This is a genomic window from Pelagicoccus sp. SDUM812005, from assembly GCF_031127875.1.
Taxonomy (GTDB): domain Bacteria; phylum Verrucomicrobiota; class Verrucomicrobiia; order Opitutales; family Opitutaceae; genus Pelagicoccus.
This window is the reverse complement of the sequence record NZ_JARXIA010000006.1, coordinates 270,061-289,497: the sequence shown is the minus strand read 5'-3', so window position 1 is coordinate 289,497 and position 19,437 is coordinate 270,061. Positions and strand designations below refer to the sequence as shown.

Annotated in this window: 16 protein-coding genes; 5 read left to right on the top strand and 11 right to left on the bottom strand. The window is 58.2% G+C overall.

Going from position 1 to position 19,437, the window contains the following annotated elements:
* Positions 1-292: 292 nt before the first annotated feature.
* Positions 293-2,209 carry an AMP-binding protein gene (locus tag QEH57_RS09895; RefSeq protein ID WP_309006569.1) on the bottom strand — a complete coding sequence of 639 codons (1,917 nt, stop codon included), beginning with the start codon at positions 2,207-2,209 and terminating at the stop codon, positions 293-295.
* A 161-nt stretch (positions 2,210-2,370) separates the two neighbouring features.
* Between QEH57_RS09895 and QEH57_RS09890 the strand changes: the two genes are divergently transcribed.
* Both QEH57_RS09890 and QEH57_RS09885 read left to right on the top strand, forming a co-directional pair.
* Positions 2,371-4,227, top strand: a complete 1,857-nt coding sequence (locus QEH57_RS09890; protein WP_309006568.1) for an ATP-binding cassette domain-containing protein — start codon at positions 2,371-2,373, stop codon at positions 4,225-4,227.
* Between the two features lie 203 nt (positions 4,228-4,430).
* Positions 4,431-4,901: a type II secretion system protein gene (locus QEH57_RS09885; RefSeq protein WP_309006567.1), complete on the top strand. Its 471-nt coding sequence runs from the start codon at positions 4,431-4,433 to the stop codon at positions 4,899-4,901.
* Between the two features lie 9 nt (positions 4,902-4,910).
* Here the strand turns inward: QEH57_RS09885 and folK are convergent, their stop codons facing one another.
* The 9 genes from folK to QEH57_RS09840 all read right to left on the bottom strand — a co-directional run bounded on the left by folK (position 4,911) and on the right by QEH57_RS09840 (position 12,088).
* Complete coding sequence (folK, locus tag QEH57_RS09880; protein WP_309006566.1) at positions 4,911-5,744, bottom strand: 2-amino-4-hydroxy-6-hydroxymethyldihydropteridine diphosphokinase; 834 nt, start codon at positions 5,742-5,744, stop codon at positions 4,911-4,913.
* A complete protein-coding gene (gene folB, locus QEH57_RS09875; RefSeq protein ID WP_309006565.1) occupies positions 5,737-6,114 on the bottom strand; it encodes a dihydroneopterin aldolase in 378 nt (125 codons plus the stop codon). The genes folK and folB overlap by 8 nt, the downstream gene beginning before the upstream one ends.
* Positions 6,107-6,958, bottom strand: coding sequence for a dihydropteroate synthase (gene folP / locus QEH57_RS09870; RefSeq protein ID WP_309006564.1), 852 nt, complete (start codon positions 6,956-6,958; stop codon positions 6,107-6,109). Before folP ends, folB begins: the two co-directional genes overlap by 8 nt.
* Positions 6,948-7,784: an aminotransferase class IV gene (locus tag QEH57_RS09865; RefSeq protein ID WP_309006563.1), complete on the bottom strand. Its 837-nt coding sequence runs from the start codon at positions 7,782-7,784 to the stop codon at positions 6,948-6,950. The genes folP and QEH57_RS09865 overlap by 11 nt, the downstream gene beginning before the upstream one ends.
* A complete protein-coding gene (gene pabB, locus QEH57_RS09860) occupies positions 7,777-9,084 on the bottom strand; it encodes an aminodeoxychorismate synthase component I (RefSeq protein ID WP_309006562.1) in 1,308 nt (435 codons plus the stop codon). Before pabB ends, QEH57_RS09865 begins: the two co-directional genes overlap by 8 nt.
* The gene (locus QEH57_RS09855) at positions 9,081-9,650 is read right to left on the bottom strand and encodes an aminodeoxychorismate/anthranilate synthase component II (protein WP_309006561.1); all 570 of its coding nucleotides are present in this window, start codon (positions 9,648-9,650) and stop codon (positions 9,081-9,083) included. Before QEH57_RS09855 ends, pabB begins: the two co-directional genes overlap by 4 nt.
* Positions 9,651-9,655: 5 nt before the next feature.
* Entirely contained in the window at positions 9,656-10,180 is a 525-nt protein-coding gene (locus QEH57_RS09850) for an NUDIX domain-containing protein (RefSeq protein WP_309006560.1), read from the bottom strand.
* Between the two features lie 65 nt (positions 10,181-10,245).
* A complete protein-coding gene (locus tag QEH57_RS09845) occupies positions 10,246-11,346 on the bottom strand; it encodes a Gfo/Idh/MocA family oxidoreductase (RefSeq protein ID WP_309006559.1) in 1,101 nt (366 codons plus the stop codon).
* Between the two features lie 37 nt (positions 11,347-11,383).
* The gene (locus tag QEH57_RS09840; protein ID WP_309006558.1) at positions 11,384-12,088 is read right to left on the bottom strand and encodes a YggS family pyridoxal phosphate-dependent enzyme; all 705 of its coding nucleotides are present in this window, start codon (positions 12,086-12,088) and stop codon (positions 11,384-11,386) included.
* A gap of 68 nt (positions 12,089-12,156) precedes the next feature.
* On the opposite strand from QEH57_RS09840, the gene QEH57_RS09835 reads away from it, so the two are divergent.
* From QEH57_RS09835 to QEH57_RS09825, 3 genes are all read left to right on the top strand, one after another.
* Complete coding sequence (locus QEH57_RS09835; protein WP_309006557.1) at positions 12,157-13,050, top strand: LysR substrate-binding domain-containing protein; 894 nt, start codon at positions 12,157-12,159, stop codon at positions 13,048-13,050.
* A gap of 383 nt (positions 13,051-13,433) precedes the next feature.
* Positions 13,434-18,113, top strand: coding sequence for a chemotaxis protein CheB (locus QEH57_RS09830; RefSeq protein WP_309006556.1), 4,680 nt, complete (start codon positions 13,434-13,436; stop codon positions 18,111-18,113).
* Between the two features lie 11 nt (positions 18,114-18,124).
* Positions 18,125-18,505: a response regulator gene (locus tag QEH57_RS09825; protein ID WP_309006555.1), complete on the top strand. Its 381-nt coding sequence runs from the start codon at positions 18,125-18,127 to the stop codon at positions 18,503-18,505.
* Between the two features lie 414 nt (positions 18,506-18,919).
* Here QEH57_RS09825 and QEH57_RS09820 read toward each other — a convergent pair whose 3' ends face one another.
* The gene (locus tag QEH57_RS09820) at positions 18,920-19,378 is read right to left on the bottom strand and encodes an MgtC/SapB family protein (protein ID WP_309006554.1); all 459 of its coding nucleotides are present in this window, start codon (positions 19,376-19,378) and stop codon (positions 18,920-18,922) included.
* Between the last annotated feature and the right edge of the window lie 59 nt (positions 19,379-19,437).

The window sequence follows — 19,437 nt, the reverse complement described above, 5'->3', positions numbered from 1 at the left end:
GCGAACTTCTCCAGGCCGGTGAAAAGCGAGCGGACGCCCAGCCAAAGGCGAAGCGCCAGGAACGCGAAGGACGCGCCCAGCGCGTCGAGTTGGAAGGAATTTTGGGGAGATTCTTCTTTCATCGTATGGTTAAGAAAGGGGGATTGGGAACAGGGGATTTCGCGGAGCCATTAGCTCAACTTAAGCCGTATAAGAGCAAAGGCTGCCGAGGTCCAACCGGAACTGCCGCCTGCCTATTTGCAGGCTCGGGTATAAGTCGCGAGCATTCGGGCCATAAGTCAAACATCGCGCCCTAGCTCTCGAATATCTCCTCGATGAGGCGGTGATACTTTTCGTCAACGACATGACGCTTGATCTTGAAGGTGTTGGTCATTTCCTCCCCGACTTCGAAGGCCTTGTCGAGCAGCCTGAGGTTATGGATGTGCTCGAACTTCTTGAAACCGTTGTCCGAGGAGATAAGTCGCTTGGCCTCCTCATGGATCATGCGAATCGCCTCCTTGTTCCCTGCAAGTTCCGACAATGACTCAGCCTTGATCCCGACCGACTCGAAGCCCTCCAGCGAGGGCACTACCAAGGCCCCCAAATGCTTGCGATCCTGGCCAACCACCATGCATTGGTCCACCAACGCGGATTCGCAAAGCTTGGCTTCGATGGGAATCGGTTCCAGGTTCTCGCCGTTGAGCAAAACGATCGTGTCCTTGGAGCGCCCCATGATCTTCAAGCAGTCGTTGAAGGTGTACATCCCAATATCGCCGGTGTTGAACCAGCCGTCCTTAAGAACCCGATCCGTGGCTTCCGGATTCTTGTAGTACCCTTTCATAACCTGAGGCCCCTTCAGGTGGATTTCCCCCTTCAAGCCGCGCCCCTCGCCTCGTTTCGATGCATCTGGATACAGAATTTCTCCTGTATTGAGATCGATGATACGCAACTGCGTCTCCGGGTAAAGCGGCCCGACCGTGCCGATCACCAAGCGCTTGAGGGTACGGACCGCCGCCACCGGCGAGGTCTCGGTCAATCCATATCCTTCCTTCACCGGAATGCCGATATAGTTGAAAAACTCGTCCACATGAGGCTGCAGGGCGCCACCACCGGAAACCGTCCCCTTGAAACTACCGCCCACGATCTGTCTCAACTTCTCCAATACAACCGCGTTCAAAGCGATGTAGAGCGGCAAGAAGAAAACTATCTTCAGGGACCCGACCACTGCCTTTCCTAGGCTTTGCCCCAGGCTGCGCCCCTCCAGGTCCATCTCCTTGCCCTGAAAGAAGAAGAGCGAGCCCTTCACCATGCGGGAGCTGAAATAGGCCGCGCGAAAAAGGCCTCGCCGAATCCAGTGCGACTCGCGCACGTTCTTCATGATCTTCAGGTAAAGGTTCTCCCAGAGCCGCGGCGCCGAAGCCATGATCGTCGGCTTCACTGCCTTCAGGTCGTCGCCCAGCGTTCGCAGGCTAGTAAAGTAGGTGCAGCAGCCGTTGCTCACCGCGATCATGTGAAAGATCCGCTCGTAGCTGTGCCACACCGGCAAGATCGAAAGCAAGCGATCGTCCGGCTCCAAAGGAAACGGCAAGTTGCGCACCTGGGATGCCATGTTCGCATGGGTCAGCTGGACCCCCTTGGGAATGCCCGTCGTGCCCGAGGTATAAATTAAGGTAAACAGGTCCTCCGGCTTGATCTGCGCCATGCGGGCCTCGATCTCGCGATCTCCCGCCGCCCGCAGTTCCTTGCCCCGCTCCACCAAATCGTAAAGCCCCAGCACTCCTTTCGGCGGCTCCGCCTTGGGATCCATCAGGATCAGATGCGTCACCTTGTCTAGCTTCGGCATCACCCGAATCACCCGCTCCAGCAAGCGGACATTCTCCACGAAAACCACCTTCGCGTCCGAATGCTGCAAGATGTATTCAATTTCCTGATTCGTAACGTCCGTCCCGCGCGGAACGTCCGCTGCCCCGCACATCAGGATCGCGTAGTCCGCGATGTTCCACTCCACCCGATTGTCGGCCAGCAATCCCACATGGTCGCGAGCCTCCACCCCGAGCTCGATCAGGGCCGACCCGAGAAAGAGTCCGAAATCGTAGAGGTCGCGGTAGCTGACCGGCTTGTACACGCCCTTACGGACGCGAGATGCGAAGGCAGGCCTGTCGCCATAACGTTCCGCCGCTAAGCGGTACATTTCCGCTAGATTTTCAGATGCGATACCTTGAAACTTCATTACCTGATGGGATGGGGAGGGGGCACTATGACTGATATCAGCCCTTTCCCGTTTCAAGCAAGAAGGCAGGCTTATTGCCCGCGGAAGCGACGCTTTCACATTTTCCCATTGCCACCGCCCAAATCACGAGAGAAGCCTACCGCCTCCAAGACAAATCTCCTATGCCAGTCCTCAGCGTCACAGAATTGACCATCAGCTTCAGCGGCCCCGCCGTACTGGAAAACGCCAGCCTGCACATCGACCGCGGAGAGCGGGTCTGCGTGCTCGGCCGCAACGGCGCCGGCAAGTCCACCCTGCTCAAAGTCATCTCCGGCGAATACGGAGCCAATTCCGGCTCCATCACCTTTCCCGAAGGCGGAGTCGCCACCGCCCTTCCCCAAGAAATCCCCCAGGACCTCGACGCCACCGTCCGCGAAATCGTCACCTCCGGATTCGGCGCCGACGGCGATGCCCTGCTGGCCCTGCACGCCGACCTCCCGCACGAGCACCTCGACCCGGAGCGCCAGTGGCAAATGGAAGCCAGCATCGAGCAAACCCTCAAGGACCTCCAACTCGACCCCGACGCCCACTTCTCCACCCTTTCCGGCGGACTCAAGCGCCGCGCCCTGCTCGGCAAGGCCCTCGTCTGCGAGCCCAGCGTGCTCATCCTCGACGAGCCGACCAACCACCTCGACATCGAGTCCATCCTCTGGCTCGAAGACTTCCTCATCGGCAGCAAGCTCACCCTGCTCTTCGTCACCCACGACCGCTCCTTCCTCAAGAAGCTCGCCACCCGCATCGTCGAAGTCGACCTCGCCCAGCTCAACAGCTTCCGCTGCGACTACGAAACCTACCTTACCCGCAAGGAAGAGCTTCTCGAAATCGAAGCCAAAAACCGGGCCGCCTTCGAAAAGAAACTCTCCCAGGAGGAAGCCTGGCTGCGCAAAGGCATCAAAGCCCGCCGCACCCGCAACGAAGGCCGCGTGCTCGCCCTCAAGAAGATGCGCGACGAGCGGGCCTCCTGGCGCAGCCGCTCCGGCAACGCCAGCTTCTCCCTCCAGCAAAGCAACAACTCCGGCGCCAAGGTCATCACCGTCAAGCAAGCCACCGTCTCCTACGGCGACAAGCAGATCCTCAAGCCCTTCGACACCCAGATCATGCGCGGCGACCGCATCGGGGTCATCGGCCCCAACGGCTCCGGCAAGACCACCCTGCTCAAGCTCCTGCTCGGCAAGCTGCAGCCCACCACCGGCGCCGTCGAGCACGGCACCAAGCTCGAGATCGCCTACTTCGACCAGATGCGCGACCAGCTCGACTACGAAAAGACTGTCTTCGAAAACGTGGCCGACGGAAACGAAACCGTGCCCGTCAACGGCAAGCAGCGCCACGTCATGACCTACCTGCAGGACTTCCTCTTCACCCCCGAGCGAGCCCGCGCCTCCATCAAGACCCTTTCCGGCGGAGAACGAAACCGACTCCTCCTGGCCCGCCTTTTCACCCAGCCGGCCAACCTCCTCGTCCTCGACGAGCCTACCAACGACCTCGACGCCGAAACCCTGGAGCTGCTCGAGGAACGCATCCTGGAATTCGACGGAACCCTACTGCTAGTCAGCCACGACCGCGAGTTTCTCGAAAACACCGTCACCTCCCTCTTCGTCGTGCAAAGCGGCGGCCAGGTGGTCGAGCACCACGGCGGCTACAACGACTGGCAAGCTCGCCGCAAGCAGCAGACCGCCGCCAAGCAAGCCACCAGCGCCGCCAAGCCCAGCCGCAACAGCTGGAAGGAAAAGAAACCCAAGTTTTCCAACAAGCTTCGCAACGAGCTGGAAGCCCTGCCCAAACGGATCGAGGAACTGGAAGCCCGCAAGGAAGCCCTCGTCGCCGTGCTCGCCGATCCCGCCACCTATCAAGAAGGCGAAAGCAAGATCATCGCCCTCAAGTCCGAAATGGGCGAAATCGAGTCGGAACTGGAAACTGCCTTCGAGCGCTGGGAGGAATTGGAGACCCTTAAGGAGTCTCTTACCGACTCCAACGCATAGGCGCCTGAACGCGCCGCATAGAGCTTCCACTCCATTGCGGCTAGGCAAGTCGCTCTACCCGAGCTGAGAAGCGGCGGAAATTAGCGACGGCTTTACATGAAAAACCGTCTTTTCGCTAGTCAGAGTTTCCGCTTATGGACGATAATAGAAGCTCCAACTCAACCGAACGAAACAGAGCAAAATCACCCCTAGCGCCAAACGAGATGAACAAAGCGAAAAATACCAGGAAAGGCTTCACCCTCATCGAACTCCTCGTAGCCGTGGTAATCCTCGGCGTACTCGCTTCCATCGCCGTTCCCCTTTTCAGCAACTACGTCCGCAACGCCCGAGCAGCCTCCTTCTCGAACGACATCCGCCTCCTAGCCAACGCCGGAGCGCAGTACGCACTCGAGTCCGGCTGGTGGGTGGAGGATTCCTCCTCCGGCGAATTTCCCCCGGAGCTTGAAGGCTACGTCTCGCGCAAGAAGTTCGAGCTCGGCAGCCCGCTCGGCGGCAAGTGGGACTACGAGCAATACGACTTGGGCGACTTCACCTCAGCAGTCGGCGTCCACGGCCCCACTCACGGCGACGACATCTTCGTAGTCGTCGACAAGCGCATCGACGACGGAAACCTCTCCACCGGTGTCTTCCAAAAGGTAGACGCAGACCGCTACTACTACGTTATCGAAGAATAGATCGTCTCCCTACCACTGGCCCGTGCGCAGCATCACCAGCGTACAGGCTTCCAAGGTTTCTATTCCCTCCTGCTCCAATCGAGAGCGAACGCCTTGGTTTTCCGTTCCGGGATTGAAGATCACCCGCTGCGGACGCACGCTCAACAGGTCCTCGAGAATCCCGTCGACCCTCGCCGACCCAATATAGAGCGTCACCGTATCCACTGGATTCGGACAATCCGTTAAAGTTCGAACGACCGGGACTCCCAAAATCGACTCCTCCCGCGGGGCAACCAAAGCCACCTCGTGGCCGGCCTCCATCAGCTGGCGCTGAGCCATGTTCGCATAGCGATCCGGCTTGGGACTGGCGCCCACCACCGCAACCACCGGCTTCAATTTCTCCACCGCCTGCCCCTTCACTTGCGAAAGCGATTCGCTCAAAGCCACGCCATCCATCGCCAAGCCCGCGTCCAACTCCAGAAGCGGAACCAACACGAACGCTCGCTCCCGAATCCGCGGATGCGGCACCGCCAAGTCTTCCTCCTCAATTCTTTCGTCGCCGAAAAAGAGGATATCGATATCCAAGGTCCGCGGACCCCAGCGCTCGCCGCGCACCCGCTTGAGCTCCCTCTCCACCTCCAGGCAAAGAGACAACAACTCCCGAGCCGAAAGCTCCGTATCGAAGCGAGCCACCGCATTCACGAACCAGTCCTGCTCCACGCCTCCGACCGGATCGGTTTTGTAGAAGGACGAAAGCTCCACATTTTGGATACGCCCATCGCTAGCCAACAAGCGAATCGCCCGCCGAATATTCCCCACCTTGCAACCAAGGTTCGAACCCAAGCCAATATAAACCTTATTCATCTCGCTCCCTTTGGATAGTGATGCCAACTGCCCTGAAATTACCGTCGATCGGCGCCTCCGGCTTTCGCACCGTGATCTTCGTTTCCTGCACCAAATCGAAATAGCTGAAGATCTCCTCGGACAATTGCTCCGCATAGCTTTCGATCAAATCGCAGCGAGCCTCGTCCATCAACTGCTCCGCCAAGGCGAACACCTCCGCGTAGTTGACCGTCTGCGCCAATATATCGCTGCGGCCTGCCTTGCGCAAATCCACGCCCAGCTCCACGTCGATATAAAAGGTCTGCCCATTGCGCTTCTCGTCCTCCAAGACGCCAATGTATCCAAAAAGTTCTATCCCCTCTAGGAATACTGTATCCAACTTCTTATTCATCCAAGTCATTCCCTCGGTAAATCAAATCCGCCATGCATACCGCGCGAGCGTTTTCGGCCACGTCGTGCACCCGAAACAGCTCAACGCCCGCCGCCACGCCCGCCACCGTCGTGGCAATCGTTGCCTCGAGCCGCAAGTCCACCGGCAAGCCTAAAGGCTCGGCCGTGATCCGCTTTCTCGACGTTCCCAGCAAGAGCGGAAATCCGAAGGACCGCAGCAAATCCAGCCCCCTCAATATTTCCAAGTCTTCCTGGCGCGTCGTCCCGAACCCCACGCCTGGATCCAACACGATCGCCGGTTCCTTAACTCCAGCAGCAAACGCGATTTCCAAGGACCGCTCCCAGCTTTCGCGGATCCGATCCAAGACCGATCCCTCCTTTTCTCCGCTCCGACCGTTACGCATCAAGACCACGCCGGCCCGATACTTGGCGGCGACCTCCGCAAGCTGCGGATCCGACAAAAAACCGTTTACGTCGTTCACGATATTAGCGCCGGCTTCCAAAGCCGCCTCCGCTACCACAGCCTTCGACGTATCGATCGAAAGGATACAATCCGATCTCCGCGAACGTAGCTCGCGGATCACCGGCACCACGCGAGCCACTTCCTCTTCGAACGACACCGGCTCGAAGCCCGGACGCGTCGACTCGCCGCCAATGTCCACGATCGCCGCGCCTTCCTGAAACATCGACTCCGCCCGGGCCACCGCCGCAAACAACTGCAGGTGCTCGCCCCCATCGGAAAAGCTATCCGGGGTGACGTTCAAAATCCCCATCAACAAGGAACGCTCCCCGATCTCCAGCCGAGCTTCCCCTCCCACTTTCCAATACGCTTTCTCAGACACCATGCGACAACGCCTCCTCGCGCTCCAACTTCAAGTACGCTTCTCTCAATTGAGGCAGCAATTCGACCGCGTACTCAGCCTCCTTACCGCCACTCCCTTGAAATCCTTGCACAGAGCGCGGACCGCCTCCCGAACTCGTCAGAAAGACCTCCGAAGCCTCCAATAGGTCCGCCTCCGAAAATGTCCCCTCTTCCACCGGCGCTCCCATTTCGCGGGCAAGCGCAATGACCTTGCGGCGCACGATCCCATCCAAAAGTCCGCACTCCAAGGCTGGGGTTCTCAAGATCCCCTGATGCACGAAGAAAAGGTTGGCCACCGAACACTCGGTCAAGTTGCCATGCTCGTTGCGGAAAACGCACTCGTCGAAGCCTGCCGCCTTAGCCTTCTCCAGCTCTAGCACGGACTCCATGTAGTTCAGGCTCTTATGCCGACTCGTAAACGCCTGCGACGCTTTCACCACGGAGGAAAGCGTCAAACGACTGGGAGCCGCCTCCCCAGCCAAGCCCTTCGAACGGACGAACATCGCGACCAACGGTCCTGCCCCGGAATCCGATATCACGATTTTGAATACACCTTCTCGAACTACTTCCGCGGCGAACAAGCGCCCCGCTTGCTCTCTCAATTCCGCCTCATCGAGCCGCACCGCCAAGCCAGCCCCCAACGCCGCTCCTTCCAACCGCAGCAGGTGCTCGGCAAAGAAACAGGGCTGCCTCTCCAAAAACTTCATCGTTTCGAAAACGCCGAACCCAAAGGCGAAACCGCGGCTACGCACGGGAAGGGCAACCGCATCCCCCTCCATCAGTTCGCCATTCAAAAAAAGCTTACCCATGCAAACTGCCTCCTAAAGCGCTCACCATTGCTTTTGCCTTCAACAAAGTTTCCTCATACTCGCTGGCAGGGTCGCTGTCCCAAACGATACCGCCTCCAACTTGGAAACAAAGCCGACCGCCTGCAATCCGCAATGTCCGGATCGCAATATTTAGGTCCACCTTTCCCGACACGTCGAAATAGCCAATCGCTCCCGTGTAGATGCCGCGCTCTCCCCGCTCCAGCTCGTCGATCACCTGCATGGCCCGAATCTTAGGCGCCCCCGTAATCGACCCTCCCGGAAACAGCGCCTTCACGCAGTCGATCGGCTGCACCCCTGACTCCAAAACGCCGCTCACATCCGCCGTCTGGTGAATCACGGTCGCATAGCGCTCCAGGCGAAAGAGCTCGTCCACCCGCACGCTTCCGGGCTCGCAAACCCGTCCGAGATCGTTTCGCTCCAGATCCACAATCATCAGCAACTCCGAGCGATCCTTCTCCGAGCGCCCCAGCTCCCGAGCATTCGCTTCCGCCTCCTCCTCGCTTACCCCAGCGGAACGGGTCCCCTTGATCGGACGCGTCGTCGCCCGGCCCTGCCCGATCTGCAAAAATCGCTCCGGCGAGGAGGAAACGATCTGTTCGTCCCCAAAATCCAGATACGCCGAATAGGGAGCCGGACTCTTCTCCGCCAACCGCAAGAACAAGTCGAAGGCGCTGCCCGCGCACTTCGCTTCGAAACGCTGCGAAAGGTTTACTTGATAAACGTCCCCGCAACGGATTCGCGAGCGAACTGACTCCACCGCCTCCAGGTATTCGCTCCGCTCGAAATTGGACTGCAAGGCCTCCTGCAAGGAAAACGCCTCAAGCTCAGGGCCCCCCTCCCCTGCAGCAGCGAAGCGCAAGGCCTCCGAGCTGCGACCTTCCTCCACGCCCAGCCCCGTCAACCAAGTCTCGCGCTTCTCGTGATCGAAAACCAAGGCGCCGTCGTAAACCGCGAAACGAACGCCCGGAACCTCCCCGGAAGAGGGTTTGAGCTGCGTGGCTTCCAAGCTCCGCCCCGCATCGTAGGAAAGGTAGCCAATCGGGCCGCCATAGAAAGGCAAGCCGCCGCCCTCTCCCCCAGCATGCCCAGCGAGCTCCCGTTCGATCGCCTCGAAACAGCGCGAAGAGAGGGTCCGCAGCGGGTTCGCCGCCAGAATCGAATACCGCCCCAAGCCGTAAGCCTGCAACCCGCTGTATAGGAAGGCCAGCCCCGGCTGGCCGCACAAACGCTTGCTCACCGCAATCGGATCGAAAGGCACGTCCAGCTTCTCTTGGATCATCTCCCCACCTCCAAGGCATTTCTTAGAAGATCCATCCCGCCCTCCGTCAGGTAGGCCTCGGGATGAAACTGGACTCCAGAAACTGGATACACGCGGTGACGCAATCCCATGATCTCTCCCGATTCCGATCGAGCGCATACTTCCAGACAATCCGGCAGCGTACCCTCCTCCACCACCAAGGAGTGATAACGCGTCACCGCGAGCGGATTCGACAAGCCCGCGAAAAGTCCCTTTCCGTCGTGCCTGACAGCCCGCACCTTTCCGTGCATCGGTTCCGCCGCTTCCACGACACGACCGCCAAAGTACGCAGCGATCGTCTGCATCCCCAAGCATACCCCCAGAAAGGGAATCTCACGATGCAACGCATCCAATATCTCAATACAATTTCCTGTATCCGCCGGACCTCCTGGGCCCGGAGACAGGACGATCAACTCCGGAGCGAGCTCCCGCGCTTCCTCGGATGCAATAGCATCGTTTCGCCGCACCAAAACCTCCCTCCCCAGCATTCTCAAATACTGGGACAGGTTATACGTGAACGAATCAAAGTTATCTATGAGCAAGATCATGGAGCTCAACCGATCCGCCCTTCCTCTACCAAAGGACAGCCCTCTCCGTCGAAGCGAAGCAGGTGCAGGCTTCGCTCGTCCGCCAAGATGCGCTCGAACAGGATCGAGCGATCGAGCGGCGGCATTTCGACCTCGCCCAGCTCCGAGCGCTCGAAAAAGCGAAATTCGCCTTCCTCGATCTGCCGCGGCAAGGCCATCAACGGCGCGGTCACCTGAAAGACGAACATCAACCAGTGCCCCGTCCCCTCGTAGTCCTTTTCCGACAGCAGGCAACGCAGGGACAGGTCACTCGCGGCGAGCTGCACCCCTACCTCTTCCGCAGCCTCGCGGGCGGCGCACTCGTAAGGCGACTCGCCCGTCGCCATTTCCAGCTTCCCTCCCACCGCGCACCAAAGCCCGAGGTTCGGCTGGCGCTTACGCCGAATCAAAAGCAAGCGATCCCTTGCGTCGCGGAAGTACAACAGGGTTCCGATGCGAAAACTGTTGGCGCTGGCGTTGGGATTGGACTGCGTTGCGGACACCAGCGGCATCCTGCGAAAGCCCGCTCCGGCGCCAATGCAAAAAAAGGCGCCGGCCCGAGCCCAGCTGGCGATTCCTAGAATCGAGGCGACTCGCCTTCGGACGCCCCTATGGCTGGCAAGCGCTCGAAGCGGGACGCGACCGACACCCTCTGGCCGCTAGAGGCTGCCTCCTCGCAGGCCACCATCAGGTCGAACACGTGAAAGGCCATCTCTCCGTTCGCCCGATGCGGACGCTCGCCGCGAATCGCGGCCGCCATATCGGCGATTCCCAAAGCCCGAGCCCCTTCGTAGTTGTGCTGCAAGGACAGGCTTTCCCAACTTCCGCTGGCGCGGCAAACCCGCAACTCGCCGTCGAAGCAATTCGGATCCGGCAAGGAAAGGTTTCCCTCCGTCCCGTACAGGGTCAACATCGGCAGGTTGTGCTCGCCTTGCACGTCGAAGCTGAACATGGCGCTCACGGTGGCGCCGTTTTCGAATTCGATAATGCTTACGTTATGCGTCGGCGTTTCCACCGCGATCTTCGATCCCTCCAGCGGACCGCTGCCCACCGTGCGCTCAGCAAAAACCTGCTTTCCCGAGGCGACCACCGATACCGCCGAACCGAACAGGTTAACCAAAACCGTGAAGTAGTAAGGCGCCATATCCAGGACCGGACCGCCGCCCAGCTTGTAGTAGAATTCCGGATTCGGATGCCAACGCTCGTGCCCCGCGCAGGCGAAAACCGCCGTGCCGCCGAAAACCGAGCCGATGAAGCCTTCGTCCACCAACTTGCGAGCCGTCTGCAGCGGCGAGCTCAAAAACGTGTCCGGAGCGCAGCCTACCCGCAGCCCCTTCTTGGCCGCAAGTTCCAGGACCTGCCGTCCTTCCTCGCGATTCGTCGCGAAGGGCTTCTCGCAGTAGGCATGCTTCCCCGCCTCCAAAATGCGCCGGTTCAGCGGGGCGTGAAACTGAGGCGTGGTCAAGTTGAGCACGATATCCAAATCCGGATCCGCGAGCAAAGCGTCCACCGAAAGCGCCTTCGGCACCCTGAACTCCTCCGCTCTCGCCTTGGCCAAGTCCACATTGAGGTCCGCGCAAGCGACGATCTCGATCTCGCTGTAAAGCTTCGCTCCCTTGAAATACTGCGGACTGATATTCCCGCAACCGATGACACCGACTTTCATTACGTCACTCATATATATAGAAGGAAAACGTTACTAGGCTCCCGCCCCCCTAGCCAGCGTAGTTACGCTGTCCGTATAGAGCAGTTCCCACCCTTACCATGGTGCTGCCTTCGGCGATTGCCTCCGCCATGTCGCCGCTCATTCCCATGGAAAGCTCGGGAAGATCCACTCCGAAGCGCTCGCTCAAGGCATCGCGACACTCCCGCAAGCTGGCAAAAGTCCTTCGCGCCACCTCCGGGTCGTCCGAAAGCGGAGCGATCGTCATCAAGCCCTCCACCCTCAAATTCGGACAAGCCAACGCTGCCTCCAGCAAGGCCGGGGCCTGCTCCAGCTCCGCGCCCGACTTCGCCGGGTCCCGCCCCGCGTTGATCTGCAAAAGTACCGCCAAGCTCCGCCCCGCCTCTCCCGCATAGCGGTCCAGGGCCTGAGCGATCTTAGCCCGGTCTACCGTCTGCACCCGATCGAAATGCTCCGCCACCTTCTTGGCCTTGTTGCTCTGCAAAGGGCCGATCAACTCCCAGGCCAGCTCCGCATCCGCCTCGCCCATCTTGCCCAAAGCCTCCTGAACCCGATTTTCCCCCACCGAACGCAAGCCCGCCTGCCACGCATAGCGAGCGACATCCGCTGGATGATTCTTGGTGACCGGCAGCAGCCGCACCGAATCCACCTCGCGCCCCGCCCTGCCGCAAGCAGCAGCGATCTGCTCGTTCACCCGAGCCAAATTCGCCTGAAAATCTTCGTAAGATACTAGCATTAAGATTTCTACTATTTAGTGTTGCCTCAATAAGCCTAAGTTATAAACCTAGTTAAAAAACTCCTCGCATGCAAATAGACAACTTCAAGATCTTCGCCGACTTAGTCGAAACCAAAAGCTTCTCCAAAGCCGCTCGGCTCAACGGCGTGACGCAGTCGGCGGTCAGCCAGCAAGCGAGGTCGATGGAGAAGCATTTCGCCGCCCTGCTCATCGATCGCAGCCAGAAGCAATTCCAGCTGACCCGCGAAGGCGAGCGCGTCTACCAGTCCGCCAAGGAAATCCTGCACGGCTACGAGAAGCTGCTGAGCGAGCTGATGGAGATGCGCAAGGTCATCTCCGGCACCATCCGCATCTCCACCATCTACAGCATCGGCCTGCACGAGCTGCCTCCCTATATCAAGAGCTTCCTCACCGAATTTCCCAACGTGAACGTACGCGTCGAGTACCGACGTTCCAACCTCGTCTACGAGGACATCCTGCACAACTCCGTCGATTTCGGCCTCGTCGCCTTTCCCCAGAAAAACCGCCAAATCGAGATCACCGACTTCCGCAAGGACCGCCTCATCACCATTTGCCACCCGAACAATCCGCTCGCCAAGGAATCCAGCCTCCAGCTCGAAACCCTCGCCAGCCACAAGTTCATCAGCTTCGATCCCGACATCCCCACCCGCAAGGCGGTGGACCAGATCTTCAAGGAGCAAAAGATCGAAATCGATCCCGTCATGGAGTTCGACAACATCGAGACCGTGAAGCGCGCCGTGGAAATCGACGCCGGTATCGCCATCGTGCCCAAAGCCACCGTGCTGCAAGAGATCAAGCAAGGCACCCTCTGCGCCATTCCCATCGACGGTCCCGCCTTCGATCGCCCGCTCGGCATCCTCCACCGCAAAGGTCGCGTGCTCACGCCCGCCATGAAGAAGTTCATCGACATCCTCACCGGACAAGACCTGCTCGGCGACTGAAGCCGTCTCAGCACTTTTTCCTTGAGATTTCGAGACTGGCTGCCCTCATTCGTCACAGCCCTTCAAGGCTACCTGCCCTCTAAGTTGGCCGGAACGCTCGTCCACGGGCGCAGCCGCCATACCCCGAGCTGGATACGGAACGCCGCACCCTCCAGAGACGATCGGATCCTCGATATAGGATAACCGTGTTCGGAAGCGGAACGTTCAATTTTCCGTATTGTCCCCAGCCATTTCCGAATCATATTCTCCACTCGCTCCATCCAGCGGACTGATGCCGCCTGCCTTGAATTCATCGATCGTCGAGCCCATTCAGCTGGATCCCAATGCCGTTCCCAATCTGAACTCGATGAATTTCCCCCCGCACCAGAACCGAAAGCGACACAGTGCAAAGCCCAGACGATAGAGCCTTCCCCATCATAGGCATCGGGGCCTCCGCCGGAGGACTCGAAGCCCTACAAGTTTTCTTTTCAAACGTTAATCCACAGTTCGAAGCCGCCTATGTGCTCATCCAGCACCTCTCGCCTGACTTCGAGTCGAAGATGGATGAACTACTAGCTCGAAAAGTGGCCCTCCCGATCTCGGTAGCCAGCGACAATGTCCTTCTCGAGACTGGCAACATCTACCTGATGCCACCACGCCATGAGATGGTCATAAGCGACGGGCGCTTGCGCCTGATGGCTATCGACAACAGCGATCACCTCAGCTTGCCGATCGATCATTTCTTCAAGTCTTTGGCGCAGGAGGCTGGGTCACGAGCAGTAGCCGTCGTACTTTCAGGAACAGGCACCGATGGGTCACGTGGAATCAAGCACGTGCACGACGCAGGAGGCTTCGTGGTGGTCCAAACCAACGAAACCGCGAAGTTCTCCGGGATGCTCGTAGCGGCCATGGAGACAGGCAAAGTCGATGCGCAACTGGATCCCGAAGCGATCCCTCGGGCGATCATGAACCGTGCGATGCTTTCGCACGGAACCGCAGCTCTAGACGACAATCCGGAGTTCGACCTCAGCACCCGCAAGGTGCTGGAAACACTCAAAAGCCATTTCGGCATCGACTTCTCTCAATACAATCCGTCGATGATCCTACGCCGCATCAATCGCCGGATGGTTCTCGACGGAAACGACTCTCCCGAAAACTTTATCCGACGCCTCGAAGAGGATCCAGAACGCATCTCGGACCTCTACCAGGACCTGCTGATTGGTGTCTCGTCCTTCTTCCGCGATCCCGACGCCATGCAGTCGCTCGATAAAAACACCGTAGCGCCCCTCGTCGATGCGGCGAGCGACCACGACGAAATACGCGTCTGGGTAGAGGGCTGCGCCGCTGGACAGGAAGCATACACTTTAGGCATCCTTTTCCTGGAAAGGATACGCGTGGCGAATAAACGGACCCAACTCAAAATCTTCGCGACTGACGTACACAAAGAGTCGCTAGAAGTAGCCAGCCGGGGAACCTACGAGGCCGACGAAATAGAATGCCTGGACCCCGAACTCCAAGAACGCTACTTCGAACAAGCCGGGGAGAAATATCGAGCCAAGGAATCGCTACGCTCGGTGATCGTATTCGCGATCCACAACGCGCTGGTCTCTCCTCCCTTCACGCGCATGGATCTCATCTCCTGCCGCAATATGCTTATCTACTTCAAGCCAGCGGCTAAGAAGAAAGTCCTATCCCTTTTCCATTTCGGCTTGAAGCGCGATGGCTACCTCTTCCTCGGCTCCAGCGAGTCGCCGTTCGGCCACGAAAACGAATTCGTGACCGTAGACAAGCGTGCGAAGATCTACAAAAAGATCGAAGCCACCCGTACCACGGTTCTTCCCAGCGAGGGACGAACCTTCAACACCTTCGCAGATTATACGCCCCTCCTAGCGCCCGGGCACAGCTGGGAGCAAAAGATAAATCTGAACCACACGCTTCGCACCTACGAAACACTGCTGGAAAATTACATGCCCCGCAGTCTCCTCATCGATTCCGACTATACGATTCTCCACTCCTTCAAAGGAGCGGAAGCCTTCGTCCGCCTCCCGCCCGGACGAGCGACAGTCAAGGTTCCGGACTGCCTGCCAAGAGCTTTGAAAAACCCTGTATCCGCGGTTTTGAGACGAGCGAAAACCGAGGATGGCCCAACCCGCCTCCTTGGAATCGAATTCGAGTCGGCCGACGGGCTCTCAACGCTAGACATAACCGCGCAACAAATCTTCGACGTACGCACCAAGTCGACTCGCTTCCTGATCGCTTTCGAATCTCGAGAAGAGCCCATCGATAAAACGAGCTCGACCCCTACGGTATTCGCGCCGGAAAGAGAGGATCACGTAAAATCCCTGGAGGACGAACTGAGCACGACCCAAGAAAGCCTCAACTCCGCGATCGAGGAACTGGAGGCGAGCAACGAGGAACTGCAAGCAACCAACGAGGAACTGGTAGCAAGCAACGAAGAACTCCAAAGCACCAACGAGGAACTACAGTCAGTCAACGAGGAACTTCATTCCGTTAACGCAGAACACCAGCAGAAGATACTCGAACTGAGCGATGTCACAGCCGACCTTGAGGGCCTGCTCAGAACCTCTGAAGTTGGAGTATTCTTCCTTGATTCCGCATTGAGGTTGAAACGCTTCACCCCCCTTGTCGCTCAGCTATTTCACCTGCACGCTCCAGACATCGGCCGCTCATTGGAAGATTTCACGACGGATCTTCGCTACCCGGACCTAATCGACGACCTGAAGACTGCTTGCGACGGACAAAGCTCCCTCGAACGACAGGTTTCCGACAAGTCAGGAACCCCTTACCTCGTACGCATCCTCCCTCACTACGTCGACGGCCAGCTCCATGGCGTTGTAGGAACCATTGTGGACATCTCTTCCATCAAGGAAGCAGAAGACAAGGCTCGTCTGCTCTCCTCAATCGTCGAAAATTCGGAGGACGCCATCCTCACCCTCTCGCTCGAAGGCAAGATCAACTCCTGGAATCCAGGAGCGACAAAGCTCTTCGGGTTTACTCCTGAAGAGTCGATCGGCGAGGACCCGAGAAACCTAATCGCGAGCACCGACGAGCAAAAGGAGGAGATCAGTCGCTACATCAGCCAAATACGAGAGGGAAAAAACGTAACTCCGTTTCACACCACCCGCAAAACGAAATCCGGCCGACTTGTCCATGTATCCGTCCAGGTCTCCCCTCTCTACGACGAACTCCACGAGCTGACAGGAATTTCGGTCACGGATCGCGACATCACGGACCTTCACGAGTCGCAAGAGCAAGTCCGCCGCACCGCCGTCGAATCTCGGGTTATCCTTGAAAACTTATCCGAAGGTGTCCTGCGCATCAACGAAGCGGGAATCTGCCTGAACGCGAATCCCCAAGCCGTCAGAATCCTCAACCTCGACAGCCTTAAGGACGTGATCGGCAAACCTCTCGACGAGGTGTTTCGCAAGACGGTCACCGACGATTCCGTTAATCTCAAAACCTTCACCACCACCAAATCTCACACGAAATCCGGGGGAGCAATTTCTCGCTTCGTCGTGAACCGGGTCGGCGAAGCAAAGTCCTGGGTCGAAATGTGGACGCACCCGATCGAGTCAGAGGGCGGTTGCGTAATCTCGCTCATCGACATCTCCCTCCGCATCGAAGCCGAAAAGTTCCGCGATTGGCTCACTACGGTCGTCCACTCCTCCCGAGACCTGATCGGCTCTGCCGATCCAGACGGCATCGTGACGTTCATGAATCCAGGCGGCAGAAAAATGCTAGAACTCGGGCCAGACGAAGATATAACCGCCCATAGAATTTCCGACTTCCACGACCCGGAAACCTTCGAGCACATTCGAAAAGTCGGAATTCCAGCCGCCATGAAAAGCGGACACTGGAACGGCAACACAACGGTCCTCACTCGATCGGGAAAAACAATTCCCATCTCCCAAAGCATCTTCGCGCACCGCGACAAGGAGGGAGCCACCTACGCCATATCCACCATCTGCCGCGACATCTCCGAAAGTGCCGCCTACGAGCGAGCCCTTCTCGAGAGCGAGGCAGAAAGCAGACGCTACGCGACCGCCCTCAGCTCGGTAATCGACAACATCCCCGACATTCTCCTCGTGCTCGACCGCAAGCTCGAGCTCGAGTTTGCCAGCCAAAACGCGCGCTCGCTCATGAATACGCTCGGCAGAGAAACCTTTCTGCCGCCAGAGATCGAAAAACTAGCGGAACAGGTACTCTCAACCCGGAAGCCCTACATCGCCCACGACTACACCGGCGTGATCCAACTCCAGTTCGGAAAGCAGCGTCGCTACCTCCTGCCCCGTATCCAACCCAACTTCGGAGGCAGCGGACCTAAAGACGTCACCGGCGTGACCCTGCTCCTGCAAGACGTTACGGAGTTCCGACTGCTTGACGAAGTGAAATCCAACCTGCTGAGCACCGTTAGCCACGAGCTCAAAACCCCCGTCACGAGCATCCGCATGGCCCTGCTACTGATGCTCGAAGAGAAAGAGAAACTGGACGAAGTGCAACTGACGCTAGTGAGCACAGCCTCCGACGAGACGGAACGGTTGCTGCGTACCCTAAACAGCCTGCTCGACCTCACGCGCTTCGAAGAAGGAGATCACCGCTTAGAGCTCAGCGAAATCAAGCCCGGCGAACTGATCAAGGACGTCTTGAACGACTTCGCAAGCGCCATACGGATGCAAGGCAACGCGATCCGCGTCTCAGTGGACGAAGCGATCCCCTCCTTGCAGCTCGATCTGCAACACATGAAGCACACCTTGGGTAACCTGATTGGCAACGCCATCAAGCACAGCCCCAGCGGAAGCACTATTTACATATCCTGCGAGCTTCACGGCGACGACCAAGCTCGCTTCAGCGTGACGGACGAGGGCCAGGGAGTTCCCGAAGAGTTTCAGGATAAAGTCTTCGACCGCTTCTTCAAGTCCCCCGGAAATTCGAAGCCGGGAACAGGCCTAGGGCTCAGCATCGCGAGAGAATTCGTGATCGGCCACCGCGGCTCTATCGGCGTAAAAAACATCGAGGGCAAGGGAGCCTCTTTCTTCTTCATAATTCCGTTTCGACAGCGCTAAAGTACCTTTTTATGGCTTCTCCTACCAAAAAGATCCTCTTGATCGATGACGAACCATCCATCCTGATAACTTTTAAAATAGCCCTCGGACGATTGGGGTACGAGCTCACCACGGAACAAGTTGCCAGTGCGGGATTGAAACTCGCAAAAGAAGGAAACTTCGACCTCGTCATCGTAGACTACCGCATGCCTGGCCTACACGGCGTGGAAGTGATCGCCCAGATCCGACAAGCTGGCTGCGAAATGCCGATCATGCTGATGAGCGCCTCCGATTCCCCGCTCAATACCCTCCCGGCTCAGCTCCGACGCAACACGAGCTTCGAATCCAAACCTTTGAGCCCGGAGACACTGAAAGAAGCGGTGAAAAGCTTGCTCGAACAAACTGGCGATTAAGCCAAACCAGCATAGCAGGCTTCTAGCCACGACAGCTGCAGATAACTCTTTCAGTCTCGCTCAGAACAACGAACGGACTTTCACAGCGTTCGCCTCGCCGACGCTGAAAGGAGTTCGGGGCCGACGATAACCCCTAACGCCGGCCCCGGATTTGTCTGCTTCTGTCAATAAAGACAGTAGCGTCACTCCCTCAATCCCTGTTGCCAGGGACGGACCTCCGAACAGCATCGCCTGCGCCAAAAGCCGACGAGCGTAGGATATGGCTCAAACTATGCCTCCTTTGAGCAATCCCACGAAAAAGCAGCCGCTCAAATCCGAGCAGCGATTCCTGTATCCGGATCCGCTATACGGTAAACTCGCCGCCAGCCGCCTGCAGGTTCAGCTCAATAGGGGCTCGCGCCTTCGGGTTTCCAGCTACTCCTTCTCTCCGTCGTCCCGCTTCTTGCTTTCCACGACTCCCTTCAGGTTCGAGCCGAGGCGCAGCGTCAACAGGTTCGCGAGGCAAAGAGCGATGGCGATTTCGAAGCGGTTGTAAGCGACCGCCATACCGATCGCCCCCGTATTCCAGATGCTCGCAGCCGTAGCCATGCCCTCCACGGAACCGCCATTCTTGAGAATCGCGCCCCCTCCCAGGAAACCCAAACCGCCGATCAAGCCCTGCATGAGACGGGCGTTATCCTCTACGCCTTCGCCAAGGAACGATTCCCCGACAAGGAGAAAGCTGCAGGCGCCGATCGCCACCAAAGGAAAAGTTCTCAGACCCGCGCTGCGCGAATACTTCTCCCGCTCAAACGCGCAAGGCAACGCGAGAAGGAAGGATATCGCAATGGAACCAAGGTGCTTGAGGGCTAAACTGAATTCGAAAGCTTCCATTCCAATTGATATATGACGGTTGAGGCATGCCGAACCGCTAGGCTCCGCTCTCTTCAATA